Genomic DNA, 15,417 nt, shown 5'->3' on the forward strand with positions numbered 1-15,417 from the left:
CCGGACGAACAAGGAGGCCATGATGCGCGCACTCATCACCAACGACGACGGGATCGACTCCCCGGGCCTGGCGGTGCTCGCCGGGGCGGCCCTCGACGCGGGGTACGAGGTCGTGGTCGCGGCCCCCGCGCGCGAGTCCTCGGGCGCGAGCGCGGCCCTGCTCGGGGCCGAGGAGGACGGCCGCCTGGTCGTCGAGCCCCACAGGGCCCCGGGCCTGCCCGACGGCGTGACGTCCCTCGCTGTGCGGGCCGCCCCCGCGCTCATCGCCTTCGTCGCGGCGTACGGCGGCTTCGGCGCGAAGCCGGACCTGGTCCTGTCGGGCGTGAACAAGGGCGCGAACACGGGCAACGCGATCCTGCACTCGGGGACCGTGGGCGCGGCCCTGTCCGCGACGACCCACGGCATCGCGTCGGTCGCGGTGTCGATTGACGCCGCCGAGCCGCGCCACTGGGAGACCGCACGCCTCGTGACGGACCACGTCGTGGAGTGGGTGGTCCGCACCCCGCTCGGTCGCCGGGTCGTGAACGTCAACGTCCCCGACCGCGCCCCGGGCGACCTCAGGGGCCTGCGTCAGGCGCCGCTCGCGAGCTTCGGGCTGGTCCAGGCGCGCATCCACGAGAACGACGACCGCAACCTGACGCTCCAGTACTCGGGGACCGAGCGGCACACCGAGCCGGACTCCGACACGGGTCTGCTCACGCGGGGCTGGGCGACCGTGACGCTGCTGCTCGCGCCGTACGCGGACGCGAGCCTCGAGGTGCCCGGGCTGCCCGTGCCGTGAACTGCCCGCTCAGGTGCGCTGACCTCGGCGCCGCAGCCGGTCCCAGAGCCGTCGGAGCGGGCTGCCCTTCTGTTCGGAGGGAGGCGGCACGGCCTGTGCACCGTGCACGAGCCACGCCTGCGCGTGCCGTGCGGCGTCGGCCGTCGACTCGCCGATCACCGGCCGGGCAGGGAAGACCTCGATGCGTTCGTGCAGCCGCAGATCGATGACCTGCTCGAACTTCGCCGCGAGCACAGGGTCCACGCCGCTCACGTAGAGGCGCCCGCCGTGGTCGCCGAGCTGGTCGGCGTAGCGGGCCAGGACGGTGAAGGCCGTCGCTCCGAGGCTCGCCCGGCCGCGCAGCCGCAGGACGACGACGGCGTCGCGTGCGTCGGCCGGCTCGGGGAGCGTGGCCTCGAGCGAGCGGGCCCCCGCGTAGAACAGGCTGCCGTAGACGTCGAGCACCGTGACGGTCCCGCTGTCGAGACGGCGGGGCGCCGGCTCCTCGCGATAGCGCCCCTCCTCGACGGGGACGAGCCGCACGATACGCAGGTCCTGGGACTCGCGGTTGGCCTGGAGCAGGATCGACAGGGCCGCGCCGATCCCGACCGCGGCCGCGACGGGCAGCAGCAGCGTCGCGAGGAACGTCGTCGCCATGGCCACCTGGGACTGGCTGCCCGTGTGCCAGGCCGTGGCCATCGCGGACAGGCGGATCGACCCGACCGACGCGACCGCGAGCAGAGCCGCGAGGGTCGCCGACGGGACGGCCCCCACCGGCCCCGACAGCAGGACGAGCACGACGAGCACCCACACGCCCGACATGACCCCGGCCCACCGGTCACGTGCTCCCGCGGCGGTGCTGACCGCCGTCTGGCCCACCGACCCGCCGACGGGGATCCCACGGAAGAAGCCCGCCGCGAGGTTCGCCACCCCCTGGCCGACGAAGTTCCGGTCCGGGTCCGCGCGCCGGCCCGGGTTCGGGACCGACTCGGCGACGCCCGCCCCCTGGACGAGCACGATCGCCGCGACGGCGAAGGCTCCCAGGGCCACGTCCAGCGAGAACACCGTGAGGTCGGGGACCGCGGGGACGGGCAGGCCGACGGGGATCGCGCCGGCGTCGCCCACGAGCTCCACCGAGCCCGCGCCGACGAGCCAGACGCCGACCGACGACACGACGAGGGCGACCACCGCGGCGAAGGGCGCCAGCCGGGTCCGGGCGAGGACCAGCAGCAGGAGGATCGACCCGGCGCCGACGACGACCGTCGGCACGTCCCAGGAGCCGGGGGACCGCAGCACCTGGAACGCCTGCCCGATCGCGAGCGACGCGGTCGGTTCGCTGCCCGTGAGCGCGTCGAGCTGCCCGAGCAGGATGTTGACCGAGACCCCCGTGAGGAAGCCGGTCATGACCGAGTGCGACACGAAACCGGTCAGTCGGCCCAGTCCCGAGAGCCCCGCGACGACCATCACGGCGCCCGCGAGCGTCGTGAGGAGGATCAGGGCACCGAGGCGGTCGTCCGCGTCGATCCCGGCCAGCGCCGACCCGGCAGCGAGCGCCGCGGCGCTCGTGGTCGTGACGATCATGAGCTGGGAGTCGACGGTCAGGCCGCCGGCGATCCGGCCGACGGCCGTCGCATACAGGCCGTGGATCGGGTTGACCCCGACGAGCGTCGCGGCCGCCATGCCGTCCGGGACGCCGCCGACCGCCCCGGGGACCCCGGTCCCGGCCGAGCGCCAGAACGTCGCTGGGGCAGGGCGCACCCCGGCCCACCAGGCCTTCGCCGCGCGCACGGGCCGGACCCTCATCTCGGTGCCCTCCGTGCCTGTCCTCGCGCCCACGACGCACGAGCAGGTGCGCCTCCGTCGCGTCGAGGCTGTCACACGACCGCGACGACGGCGCGGCGAGGGACGGGCGCGGCTGCCCACGTGCCGCTCGTGTCGCCGTCGAGACCCACGTCACACGTTGCGGGTGCGCAGTCCGCGGGTGGCTGGAATGCTGCCAACATGTCATCAGCCAAGCCAGCTTCCCCCGCCATCGTCCGGCAGCAGCAGGTGTTGCGAGACAGCCTGCCCTTCCACGACACCCAGGACTTCGACGACGTCTCCCGAGGCTTCGTCGGCCGACGAACACCGAACGCGGTGACCGCCGCGGACGGACGCGTCGTCTGGGACAACGACACCTACGACTTCCTCCAGGGCGAGGCCCCGGACACGGTCAACCCGAGCCTGTGGCGCCAGTCGCAGCTCGTCGCGACCCAGGGCCTGTTCGAGGTCGTCGAGGGCATCTACCAGGTGCGGGGCTTCGACCTGTCGAACGTCACCTTCATCGAGGGCGACACCGGCGTGATCGTGCTGGACCCCCTCATCTCGACCGAGACGGCCGCGGCGGCGCTCGCGCTCTACCGCGAGCACCGCGGGGAGCGTCCCGTCACGGGCGTCATCTACACCCACTCGCACGTCGACCACTTCGGCGGGGTCAAGGGGGTCACGACGCAGGAGGACGTCGACGCGGGGCGCGTCCCCGTCCTCGCGCCCGAGGGGTTCACCGAGCACGCCGTCTCCGAGAACGTCTACGCGGGCACGGCCATGGGACGCAGGTCGGGCTACATGTACGGCGCCGCGCTCGGACGAGGGCCGCAGGGGCAGGTGGGTGCCGGCCTGGGACAGACCACGTCGACGGGCACCGTCACCCTCATCGCCCCCACCGTGGACATCACCACGACCGGCGAGGAGAAGACCGTCGACGGGGTCCGGATGGTCTTCCAGATGGCCCCCGACACCGAGGCGCCGTCGGAGATGCTCGTCTGGTTCCCGGACCACCGCGCCCTGTGCGCGGCCGAGGACGCCACGCACAACCTGCACAACCTGCTGACGCTGCGTGGTGCCGTCGTGCGCGACCCCCACGCCTGGGCGCACTATCTCACCGAGTCGATCGAGCTCTTCGGAGACGACATCGAGGTCGTCTTCGCGTCCCACCACTGGCCCACGTGGGGCAACGAACGCATCCACGAGTACCTGGGCATCCAGCGTGACCTCTACGCGTACCTCCACGACCAGACCCTGAGGCTCCTCAACCAGGGACTGACCGGGATCGAGATCGCCGAGGTGCTCACGCTGCCCCCGGCGCTCGAGAACGCGTGGAGCACCCGCGGCTACTACGGCTCCGTGAGCCACAACGTCAAGGCCATCTACCAGCGGTACATGGGCTGGTACGACGGGAACCCGTCGAGCCTGTGGCGGCACACCCCGGTCGAGGCGGGCAAGCGTTACGTCGAGCTGGGCGGCGGCGCGGACGCCGTGGTCGCCAAGGCCCAGGTCGCGTTCGACGAGGGCGACTACCGCTGGGTCGCGGAGGTCCTGAACCACGTCGTCTTCGCCCAGCCCGACCACGCCGCGGCGCGCGAGCTGCTGGCCGACGCCTACGAGCAGCTCGGGTACGGGGCGGAGAACGGCACCTGGCGCAGCGTCTACCTCTCGGGGGTGACGGAGCTGCGCGACGGCCCGTTCGGGACCCCCATCGTCACGGTGTCTCCCGACATGGTCGCGCAGCTCTCGCCGGAGATGCTCTTCGACGCCCTCGCGATCCAGGTCGACGGCCCCAGGGCGTGGGACGAGAAGCTGTCGATCGACGTCGTGCTGACCGACGTCGACACCAGGTACCGCCTGCGCCTGGCCAACGGGGTGCTCACCTACAGCTCCGCCCCGCAGAAGGGCGCCGCGGACCTCACGCTCACCGGGACCAGGCGCGCCCTCCCGGTCCTGGCCAGCGGGAACGTCACACCGGACACGCTCGCCCAGGCGGGCATCGAGCTCGGCGGCGACCCCGCCGTGCTCGGCCGGCTAGCCGCCGTCCTGGACCCGGGCGACAAGGACTTCGCCATCGTCACCCCCTGACGGTCGGACGGGTCGTGCCGTCGCCGCCCCGGCGACCGGCACGACCCAGCCGGTGTCGCGGACCAGGACCCGCGGAGCCTGCAGGACGACGACCGGGGTGACCGAGGTACCTGCCGGCAGGACGGGATCGGACGGCGCACGAGGGAGTGTGTCGCTCTGACGGACGAGCGGAGGAACAGGGATGGGGAACGAGCGATCGAGGCATCGTCGGTCCGGCCGGGCCGGGCAGCGCTGGTCCGTACGGGCCCGCCGGGCCTGGGCGGCCACCGGCGCCGTCCTGCTGGCCCTGCCGCTGGCCCTCGTCCCCGCGATCCCCGCGGCAGCCGCGGACTGGGGCATCAGCAAGCAGGAGGTGTCCGCCGGGCCCTACGAGCCCGGAGACACCGTCCAGTGGATCATCACGGTCTCCTGCTCGGACCCGAACGCCGACCCGTGCACCAACGCGGCGCTCACCGACCCGCTGCCCGACGGCCTCGACCTCGTCTCCGCGTCGATCCAGTCAGGCCCGCCCGGTGGCCAGATCACAGCCGACACCGACACCGACACGGTCACCTACACCAACCCCCAGGTCCCGAACGGCGCACAGGCCCAGATCATCGTCAACGCCCGGGTATCCCCGGACCTGCCGTACAGCGCCGACGGTGTGCCGATCACCAACACCGCGACCGTCGTGGCCGACAACGCGGCGCAGCAGCAGGCGTCGGACGCGATCACCCCGGTCGTGCCGCTCGTCCTCGCCTCGACGACGACCAAGTCGATCGACCCACCAGGGGCGCTCGCAGCCCCGGGGACGACCGCGACCATGACGATCGGCGCGACGAACACCTCGAACGACCCCGTCGACACCCTGGTCCTCCAGGACCCGGTCGACCCCACGGTGAGCCCCAACCCGTTCACGTACCTCGAGTACGCGGGCACGGGCACGGTCGCGCTCCCCCCGAACGCCGACACCGTGACCACGCAGTACTGGGACGGCGACTCGTGGGAGACGCTCGACGACTCGGTCGACCCCGCGACCGTGCAGGGCGTGCGCTACACGTTCAGCGGCGACATCCAGCCGGGCGCGACCGCGAGCGTGCCCGTGCAGGTGCAGCAGAGCGACGCGGTCGACGACCTCACGGACGCCACCACGATCACCAACGACGCGTCGTCGTACGTCACGCACACGGGCGGGCAGTCCACGGCCACCACGGCGAGCGACACCTACGTCATCACCCCGCCGGACAACAGCGTCACGGCGTCCAAGGGCTTCTCGCCGACGACCGTCTCCGCGGGCGACCCGACGACGGTCACGATCGGGGCCACCAACACGGGGACCGCCGTCGGCTCCCTGACGATCACCGAGCCCGCCCCCGGGACCGACAACCCGTTCGAGGGCGACGACCCGTTGACCTTCACCGGGTTCGGGCCGACGGGGGACGGCACGGGCGTGCAGTGGCCCTCGGGCGCGAACGGTGCGACCGTGACGTTCACGTGCGCCGACGGCTCGACCCCCGAGGTCGACGCGACCGCCCCGAACACGCTCCCGAACCCCCCGGACGGGTGCGTCGTGGTCGGCTTCACCGTGGTCTTCACGGGCGACCTGCCGACCGGGGCCGCCGCGTCGGTCCCGTTCACGGCCGACACGGACCCCGACCAGACGACCGACGACGTCACGCACACCAACACCATCGAGGCCACGGTGCCGAGCGCCGACCCGGCCACGGCCCCCGCGGACCTCGTGACCCTGGTCGACCGGTTGGCGACGAGCACGGACAAGCTCATGTCGCCCTCGACGATCCCTGCGGTCCCGGGGCAGTCCGTGATCGTGCAGCTCCCGACCCAGCTCCTGCCGTTCGGACCGGACGGGTCGACGACGAACGCGGACCAGGTCGTCGTCCAGGACCCGGTCGACCCGGCGAACCCCGGCGAGTTCTGGTCGAACTTCACCGCGACCGCGGTGCGCACGACCGACGTGCCCGCCGGCTCGACCCTGACGGTCAGCTACTGGGACGGCAGCGCCTGGGTGCCCGCGCCGGCCTGCGGGCCGTACACCGGCCCGGCGACCGTGAGCTGTGAGCTCCCCGCAGGCGCACAGGGCGTCCAGTTCGTCTACGACTCGACCGGCGACGGCTTTCCGCCCGGCACGCAGTTCCAGCCCAACTTCACGGCCGACTACACGGGCCCGGCCGACCGCGACACCCCGATCGAGAACTGCGGCGCGTCGAGCGCGTCGTCGGGCACGGTGGACCCGACCACGCCCGCGCAGGGCTGCGCCTCGGTCACCCCCTTCCCCGTGGACGGGTCGGGCGCGCTCGAGTTCGTCACCAAGGACTTCCTCGGCGGTACCCCACCCAGCGTCCTCGCCCGCTCGGACGACCAGGTCACGGCGCAGATCACCTGGTCGACCAACGGGTTCTCGGGCGTGGACCCGATGGTGATCTCCGACATCGCCGATCCGCAGAGCACCCCCATCGCGGGCTCGTTCTACGACGCGTTCGACCTCGTGCGGGTCGAGGCGATCGACACCGCGACCGACCCGCTGATCTCGTACGACCAGGTGACGGGCGTCGAGCTCTTCGTCGGGGGTACGTGGGTCCCCGCGAGCGGCGACCCGTGCCCGTGCGTGGGGTCGTTCCCGGGGTACACCCTGTCCCCCGAGGAGCAGGCGTCGGCGACGTCGGTGCGCCTGACCTACGAGGAGTCGCCCGAGCGCACCACGACGGGGGACCCGACCGCTCCGCAGCCCGGTGACGGCGTGGCGCGCTCGACGCTCTTGGACGGCCGTCACCTCGACCTGACCTTCGAGGTGCGGGATTTCAAGCGCTCCGACCCGAGCGCCCCGGTGCTCGGCTCGACGAACGGGACGATCTACAACACGACCGATCCCGGACTCGTCCGCGACACCGTGCGTGCCACCGCCACTTTCAGTGGGAACCAGTACACGGACACCGACACGGCCGACGTCCTCATCATCGACCAGCCCCTCAACGTGACCGTCGCCAAGGACTGGACCGGCGGCCCTGTCTCGGTCCCGCCGTCGGACACCCCGGCGCAGTTCTACCCGACGACCGACGTGACCATCGCAGGCACCAACGCCTCGGCCGCGAAGGTGAGCCAGCTCCGGTTGGTCGAGCCGGGCATCGCGACCTCGGGCGACGTGCAGACGGCGCCCGGGACCAAGCCGTTCGACGCGTTCACGCTGCGGGCAATTGCCTTGGAGCCCCCGGAGGGCGCGGAGACGACGACGGTCACGCTCACCTACCTCGGGGGCTCGACCGCGAGCTTCACCGAGGCCGAGGCCGAGGCTCTCGGCACGGGCGACCTGGCCGACGTCGTCGGGGTCGTGACGTCGTTCGACGGTCTCGTGGCACCAGGAGCGTCCGGCAGCATGGACCTCACGCTGCAGCTGCGCGAGAACGACCGCTACACGTCGGCGCCCGTCACGGTCGCCGGGTACAGCCCGGTGCCGGACGGGGCGGTCGCGACGATCGCCGACCCGGGCGGCACGGACCAGGACGTCCGGCTCGCGTACGACGACGCGAGCATGATCCTGCAGGACGCGGGGATCGCGCTCGACGTCGGCAAGACCTTCGACCCGACGCAGGTCGTCGAGCCGGGCACCGGCCCCGTGACGATGACGCTCAGCGGTCAGCCCCTCGGGCCGTCGCGCACGGTCGAGATGGTGCTCGTCGACGACGACCCCCGGTTCTGGAACCAGTACGACTTCGACGCGTTCGCGGGCGCCGCGCTCACCGCGCCCATCCAGCAGGTGCGCGTCGACGCCTTCACGGGCGGGACCTTCACCACGGGCCCCGGTGGCGTCGTGGTGAACGGCGGCTCGTGGGTCCTGGGTGACGAGGTAGCCACGTTCGAGCTTCCCGACGGCGTGGCCCCGGCTGACGTGCAGGGGCTGCGGTTCACGTTCAGCCGGCCCGACGGGTCGATCTGGGAGAACCCCGCGAACCCGACGCAGACCGTCCCGATCTCGGTCGAACGTCGGGACCAGATGCGCACGGGCGGTCCGGTCCTGACGGACCTCGTCGCCAACGCGCCGGCCCCGGGCGAGAGCGCCCCGGGCGTCGCGACCAACACGGTGGTCGGCACCGTGAGGGGTGCGGACCTCGTCGTCGACCCGGAGTCCGGCGAGCTGGTCCCGGTCTCCGCGACCGACACCGCGACAGCCCCGCTCGTCTACGCGCACGCGACCAACGGGGTGCAGGTGGTCAAGACGTTCGACGGCGTCGTGACCGGTGGTACCCAGGCGCCCGATGCGACGTTCCCGATGAGCATCGTCGTGACGAACACCGGCAACCGGTCGATCGGCGAGCTCGTGGTCGAGGACGCCCCGATGCCGACCGATGCCCAGGGAGCCCAGCTCCGGCTGGCCGACGTGGACGACCCCTACTCCTACCTGCTGACCGGACCGCCGCTGGCCCCCGCAGAAGGTGCCCCCCTGCCCGTCGATCCCGACGAGGTGACGGTCACCCGGACCGGGGACCTCCTCGGACTCCGGTTCGCCTTCCCCGAGGGGACCGTGCTCGGGGTCGGTCAGACGTACACGATCACCGTCTTGGTGCAGTTCCGTGTGGGGCTCGCTCCGCAGACCCTGGTGGCGAACACCGCGGGCGCGACGGCTGACCGCCCGTGGGACCAGTGCCAGACCCGGCTCGACGCGCAGACCGGTGCGTGCGAGGCGGACGCCGACGTCACACCGATCCCCGCGGGCGTCCTCGCACAGTCCAAGCTCGTGCGGGCGACGGACGACGACGCGCTCGACGTCGTCGTGGACCCGGCGTACACGGGCCCGCCGGTCGAGTGCGCTCCGGACCCGACAGGGCTCTACGCCTACCCGTGCACCCCGGTCATCGCTCCAGGGCACGCGCAGACGTGGCACGTGCGCATCGACAACGTCGGCAACCTGCCGATGAACAAGATCGTGACCTACGACCGGCTCCCCGCGGTGGGGGACACCGGATCGTCGTCGACGTCGCCGCGCGGGTCGCAGTGGACGCCGATCCTCACGAACGACCCGCCGCCCGAACTCGTCAACGCTCCGGAAGGCAGCACCGCGTCGTTCTCCTACACGACGGCCGTGGACTACTGCATGGACGACCTCACGAATCCCCTGGCCGAGCCGGTCTGCCCGACGGACGACCCGGCGACGGGCTGGGTCCAGCTGACGGGGACCGAGGACGCGGCGCTGCTCGCGACGGTCACGGCGCTGAAGTTCGTCATCACCTTCCCCGAGGCCGACCCTTTCCAACCGGGGGAGTACATCGCGATCGAGGGCACGACCCTGACGCCGGCCCTCGCGCCCGAGGCCGGCGACCGGTCGATCGCGTGGAACTCGGCGGCGGCGTCCGCGGTCGTCGTGACGCCGCAGGCCGACTTCAACCTCTTGCCCACCGAGGGCACCAAGGTCGGTGTGGCCACCGCGACCGGTGCGCTCGAGGTGACCAAGCGGGTCACCGGCGCGGGAGCGGCCAACGCCCCGGCCATGTTCGACGTGTCCGTCCAGTGCACCTCGGCGCCGGGCACACCGGTGGAGACTGTGCTGGACCCGATCCCGATCACGGTGGCTCGTGACACGCCGTTCACCGTGCCGAACCTGCCGTACGGGGCCGAGTGCACCATCACGGAGGACGGGTCGGGCGGCCAGACCGAGCTCATCGTCGGGACCGCGACGATCGGCGAGTCGCCGGACGTCACCGCGATCACCGCGGTCAACCGCTACGACCTCGCGAGCATCGAGGTGTCCAAGGAGGTCGTGACGGACGCCGAGGACCAGGAAGGTCAGGCGGTGCCGTTCGGGCCGTTCGAGGTCACGGTCGACTGCACCTTCCTCGGCGAGCCGGTCTACGCGACCGGCTACGGACCCGACGACCCCATGGTCGTCGAGATCCAGGACGGTCAGACGGTCGAGCTCGACGGGCTGCCCGTGGGAGCCGTCTGCACGGTCGAGGAGACCGGGACGGGCAACGCCTCGTCCGTCACCGTCACGGTGACGCAGCAGGCGAGCCCGCCCGTGACCTCGCCCGGGGCGCTGGCGACGCTCACTGTGGGCGCCGACACCGACGCGGGGGAGAGCACCAACGACGTCGTGCTCACCAACACCTACGACGTCGGCGGGCTCGACCTGCTCAAGGTCGTCGACGGCCAGGGCGCGCCCACCTACGGGGCGGGGCCGTTCACCCTCGCGGTGCGCTGCACGTTCGACGACGACGGCACGGGGCCCGGCGCCCCGCGCGTCGTCTACGACGACACGGTCGTGCTCGGCGCGGGAGCGCCTCTCGGGGCGCAGGTCGCCGACCTGCCCGCGGGCGCGGTCTGCGACGTCACGGAGCCCGACGACGGCGGCGCGACGTCGACGTCGATCGATCCCAGCCCGGTCACCGTGGCCGCCGGAACCACCGTGACGGTCACGGCGACCAACACGTTCGACGTCGGCGCCGTCTCGGTGGACAAGGTCGTCGACGGCGAGGGTGCCGACCTCTACGGCGCCGGCCCGTTTACCGTGACGCTCGAGTGCGTGGCCGACGACGAGCCGCTCCCCGTGCCCGGCGGACCCACGCGCACGCTCGTGCCGGGGACGCCCGTCGTCTACGACGACCTGCCCGTCGGCGCGACCTGCACGGTCACCGAGACCGAGGACGGCGGTGCGACCGCGTCGACCATGACCGTCACGGTCGACGGCAGCGAGCCCGTCGAGACCGACGGTCCGTCGGCCGACGTCGTCGTGCCGCCCGTGGACGCCCAGGGGGCGCCCACCACCGTGGGCGTCGTCGCGACGAACACGTTCGACCTCGGGTCCCTCGTGGTCGACAAGGTCGTCGACGGCGACGGGGCCGCGCTGTACGGCGCCGGACCGTTCGAGGTGTCCCTCGTGTGCACCGTCGACGGCGAGGCGGTCGACATCCCCGGCGGCACCGCGCGCGAGCTCGTGCCCGGAGACCCGGTGACGTACGACGACCTGCCCGTCGGTGCGCGGTGCGAGGTCACCGAGACGGCGACGGGCGGCGCGACCACCACGGCGGTCTCCGCCGTCGGGGAGGGCGAGCCGGGCGCCGTCGTCGTCCCGGCAGGAGACGCCGGGAGCGTCACCGTGACGAACTGGTTCGACGTCGGCGAGGTCCGCGTCGTCAAGACGCTGTCCGGAGCCGACGCCGCCGAGCACCAGGGGGACGTCTTCACCGTCTCGCTCGCCTGCACCCAGGACGTCGACGGCAACCTCGTCGACGTCGCGATCCCGGGCGGCCCCACCCGCACGCTCTCCGCGTCCGACGACTGGGTCGCGGTGTACGAGGACCTCCCGCAGGGGGCCACCTGCGTCGTGACCGAGACGGACGCGGGGAGCGCCGACACGGTGCAGATCGTCGTCGACGGCGAGAGCACGCTCACCGACCCGTCGACGGGCGTCCCGGAGTCGGTCGAGTTCGACCTCCCGGTGGGGCCGGACGTCTGCGAGCCCGTCGAGGTGATCAACACGTGGTCGCCGACGAGCGGCGGCATGGGCGGCGGGACGGCGATCCACAACGCGCTGACGACGGCGCTGACACCCGCCGAGGTGGCGATCGCCGCCGGATGTGACGGCGCTCCACCGGCCCTGCCCGGGACCGGCGCCGACCTCGCCCGGGCCGGGGCCCTGGCCGTGATCCTGCTCGCGCTCGGGACGACGGCCCTGCTGGCGGTGCGTCGCCGGGGCGCCTAGCAGGGGCGCCGGGGCGCGCCCGCAGAGGGGACGTGCTCCGACGAGCCCGTCGCCCGGGTGGCGAGTCGGGCCAGGTCACCTAGGTTGGGGGTCTCGCCCCCCGCACGTTGCCGCCGTGGCCGACCTGGACGTGCCCACGAGGAGGAACGACATGGACACCACCGACACGCCCCGCCCCGGCGCCGAACCTGCCCCCGACGACCCGCGCAAGCCGGACTCGCCCACTGACCTACCAGGGCGTTCGTGGAAGCACGTCGCCCGGACGACCGTGCGTCAGTTCTCGCGCGACCAGTGTCTCGACCTCGCGGCGGCCCTGACGTACTACGCCGTGCTCGCCTCGGCGCCCGCGCTCCTGGCCGTCGTCTCGCTGATCGGCCTGGTCGGGGACAGCCAGAAGATCGTCGACCAGGTGCTGGACGTCGCGTCGTCGGTCGTCCCCGCCGACGCGATGGCGACGCTCGAACCGCTGGTCGAGCAGGTCGTCGGCGGCAGCGACCGGGCGGGGCTCGCGCTGGTCGTCGGTGTCGTCGTCGCGCTCTGGTCCGCGTCCGGGTACGTGGGCGCGTTCGGGCGGTCGATGAACCGCATCTACGAGGTCGAGGAGGGGCGTCCCGTCTGGAAGCTCCGGCCCGTGATGCTCGTGGTGACCGCCGCCGTGGTGCTCATGGCCGCGCTCGTCGTGGTCGCTCTGGTGGTGTCCGGACCGGTCGCCCGGGCGATCGGGGACGCCGTCGGGCTGGGCGCGACGGCCGTGACGACGTGGAACGTCGTCAAGTGGCCCGTGGTGCTGCTGCTGGTGATCCTCATCGTGGCCGTGCTTTACCACACGACGCCCAACGTCCGTCAGCCCCGGTTCCGGTGGCTGAGCGTGGGCGCGATCGTCGCGATCCTCGTCTGGGTCCTCGCGTCGGTCGGTTTCGGCTTCTACGTCGCGACCTTCGCCTCGTACGACTCGACCTACGGCGCGCTGGGAGGAGTGATCGTCTTCCTGCTGTGGCTCTGGATCACCAACCTCGCCCTGCTGTTCGGCGCGGAGCTCGACGCGGAGCTCGAACGGGCTCGCGAGCTGGAGGGCGGGATGGCCGCCGAGCAGTCCCTCCAGCTCCCGCCCCGCGACACGCGCGCGAGCGAGAAGCGGGCGCAGAAGCTCCAGGAGGACGTCGAGCGAGGCGCCGAGATCCGCCGGGCCGCGCAGCAGGAGACGAAGGACGAGACCGCCGGCTCCCCGACGGTGCGGGACTGAACGCCGCAGCCGGGACCTCCCGGCCGGGACGTGGCACGACCATCCGACAGGACGACGCACGAGAGGACGACGCACATGCGAGCACTGACATGGCAGGGGCGGGAGAAGGTCTCGGTCGAGGAGGTCCCCGACCCGCGGATCGAGGAGCCCACGGACGCGGTCGTCCGGGTCACGTCGACCGCGATCTGCGGCTCCGACCTGCACCTGTACTCGGTGCTGGGCATGTACCTGGACCCGGGCGACGTGCTCGGTCACGAGACCATGGGCGTCGTCGAGGAGGTCGGCGCGAACGCGACCCGGCTCAAGGTCGGCGACCGCGTCGTCGTCCCCTTCGGCATCGCGTGCGGGACGTGCTGGATGTGCACCCACGGACTGCAGTCGCAGTGCGAGACGACGCAGGTCCGCTCGCAGGACAAGGGCGCCGCGCTCTTCGGGTACACCAAGCTGTACGGCCAGGTCCCGGGCGGGCAGGCGGAGTATCTCCGGGTACCGCAGGCGCACTACGGCCCCGTCGTGGTGCCCGCCGACGGCCCGGACGAGCGGTACCTCTACCTGTCGGACGTGCTGCCGACCGCGTGGCAGGCTGTCGAGTACGCGGCGGTGCCGCCCGGCGGGACGGTCGCCGTGGTCGGGCTCGGACCGATCGGTCAGATGGCCGCGCGGGTCGCGCGGCACCGCGGGGCCGGGCAGGTCGTCGGGCTCGACCTCGTGCCCGAGCGCCTGGAGATGGCCAGGCGGCACGGCATCGAGGTCGTCGACCTGTCGGTGGTCGACGACGTCGTGGGCGCGGTCCGGGACCTGACCCAGGGGCGAGGCGCCGACGGGGTGATCGACGCCGTCGGGATGGAGGCCCACGGGTCTCCGGGGGCGTCCTTGTTCCAGAAGGCGGCGGGAGTCCTGCCCGACACCGTCGCCGGCGCGATCAACGAGAAGGTGGGCGTCGACCGCCTGGCCGCGCTCCTCACCGCGATCTCGCTCGTCCGCCGCGGAGGCACCCTGTCGATCGCCGGTGTCTACGGCGGCGCCAAGGACCCCCTGCCGATGATGGACCTCTTCGACCGGCAGGTCACGCTCCGCATGGGGCAGGCGAACGTCCGCCGGTGGATCGACGACCTGCTGCCTCTCGTCTCCGACCCCGCCGACCCGCTGGGCGTCCTCGACCTGCGGACCCATCGGTTGTCGCTCGAGGACGCACCTCGCGGCTACGACCTCTTCCAGAAGAAGGAGGACGGGTGCATCAAGGTCGTCCTGGACCCCACGGTGCGGACGCCGTCCGCCCCGGACGCTCCGGACGACGCGGGCTCGCGATGACCACGCCGGTCGACACCCGCCTGCTCGCGATCTATCTCAACGACCACGTGTCCGGGGCGACCGTGGGGGTGCAGCGGGTCCGGCGCATGGCGAAGGTGTACGACGGCACCGTGGTGGGTACGGCGATCGCCCCGCTCGTCAGCCAGCTCGAGGACGAGCGAGCATGGCTGATCCGGTGCGTGCACCGGCTCGACCTTCCCGTCCGGACGTACAAGGTCGTCGGTGCGGCCGTCGCCGAACGGATCGGGCGCCTCAAGCCCAACGGGTACGTGAGCAGGACGTCGCCGCTGAGCGCACTGCTCGAGGTCGAGCTGCTCCGGGGTGCGGTCACCGGGAAGAAGAGCGGGTGGCAGACCCTCCTGGCCCAGAGCAGGGACCTGGGGCTCACCCCTGAGCAGGTCGTGGACCTCGACGGCCTGGTCGCCCAGGCGGACGAGCAGGTCCGGGTGCTCTCCGACCTGCTCGAGATCCTGCAAGCCAGGGTGTTCCGGCGTCGGTCGTCCGACGGGGGCGGGTAGGCGC

The 15,417-nt window shown here is 72.5% G+C and carries 7 protein-coding genes; 6 read left to right on the top strand and 1 reads right to left on the bottom strand.

Annotated elements, in window-relative coordinates:
• Positions 1-22: 22 nt before the first annotated feature.
• Positions 23-781, top strand: a complete 759-nt coding sequence (surE, locus tag IE95_RS0117300) for a 5'/3'-nucleotidase SurE (RefSeq protein WP_030153225.1) — start codon at positions 23-25, stop codon at positions 779-781.
• 9 nt (positions 782-790) lie between these two features.
• On the opposite strand, the gene IE95_RS0117305 is transcribed toward surE, so the two are convergent.
• Positions 791-2,548 carry a SulP family inorganic anion transporter gene (locus IE95_RS0117305; RefSeq protein WP_206053355.1) on the bottom strand — a complete coding sequence of 586 codons (1,758 nt, stop codon included), beginning with the start codon at positions 2,546-2,548 and terminating at the stop codon, positions 791-793.
• A gap of 213 nt (positions 2,549-2,761) precedes the next feature.
• Between IE95_RS0117305 and IE95_RS0117310 the strand changes: the two genes are divergently transcribed.
• The 5 genes from IE95_RS0117310 (at position 2,762) to IE95_RS19235 (ending at position 15,413) form a co-directional block, all read left to right on the top strand.
• Entirely contained in the window at positions 2,762-4,651 is a 1,890-nt protein-coding gene (locus IE95_RS0117310) for an alkyl/aryl-sulfatase (RefSeq protein ID WP_030153229.1), read from the top strand.
• A gap of 181 nt (positions 4,652-4,832) precedes the next feature.
• Positions 4,833-12,341: a DUF5979 domain-containing protein gene (locus IE95_RS0117315; protein ID WP_030153231.1), complete on the top strand. Its 7,509-nt coding sequence runs from the start codon at positions 4,833-4,835 to the stop codon at positions 12,339-12,341.
• A 151-nt stretch (positions 12,342-12,492) separates the two neighbouring features.
• Positions 12,493-13,584, top strand: coding sequence for a YihY/virulence factor BrkB family protein (locus IE95_RS0117320; RefSeq protein WP_030153233.1), 1,092 nt, complete (start codon positions 12,493-12,495; stop codon positions 13,582-13,584).
• A gap of 75 nt (positions 13,585-13,659) precedes the next feature.
• Entirely contained in the window at positions 13,660-14,895 is a 1,236-nt protein-coding gene (locus IE95_RS0117325) for a zinc-dependent alcohol dehydrogenase (RefSeq protein WP_030153235.1), read from the top strand.
• Positions 14,892-15,413: a hypothetical protein gene (locus tag IE95_RS19235; protein ID WP_036572515.1), complete on the top strand. Its 522-nt coding sequence runs from the start codon at positions 14,892-14,894 to the stop codon at positions 15,411-15,413. The genes IE95_RS0117325 and IE95_RS19235 overlap by 4 nt, the downstream gene beginning before the upstream one ends.
• The last annotated feature ends 4 nt before the right edge of the window (positions 15,414-15,417 follow it).

The organism is Oerskovia turbata (assembly GCF_000718325.1).
In the GTDB taxonomy this organism is placed as follows: Bacteria; Actinomycetota; Actinomycetes; order Actinomycetales; family Cellulomonadaceae; genus Oerskovia; species Oerskovia turbata.

What these genes read in the sequence shown, in the direction of transcription:
- IE95_RS0117310 (WP_030153229.1), top strand. Translation starts at nt 2,762, where the DNA reads ATGTCATCAGCCAAGCCAGCTTCCCCCGCCATCGTCCGGCAGCAGCAG.
- IE95_RS0117315 (WP_030153231.1), top strand. Translation starts at nt 4,833, where the DNA reads ATGGGGAACGAGCGATCGAGGCATCGTCGGTCCGGCCGGGCCGGGCAG.
- IE95_RS0117320 (WP_030153233.1), top strand. Translation starts at nt 12,493, where the DNA reads ATGGACACCACCGACACGCCCCGCCCCGGCGCCGAACCTGCCCCCGAC.
- IE95_RS0117325 (WP_030153235.1), top strand. Translation starts at nt 13,660, where the DNA reads ATGCGAGCACTGACATGGCAGGGGCGGGAGAAGGTCTCGGTCGAGGAG.
- IE95_RS19235 (WP_036572515.1), top strand. Translation starts at nt 14,892, where the DNA reads ATGACCACGCCGGTCGACACCCGCCTGCTCGCGATCTATCTCAACGAC.
- surE (WP_030153225.1), top strand. Translation starts at nt 23, where the DNA reads ATGCGCGCACTCATCACCAACGACGACGGGATCGACTCCCCGGGCCTG.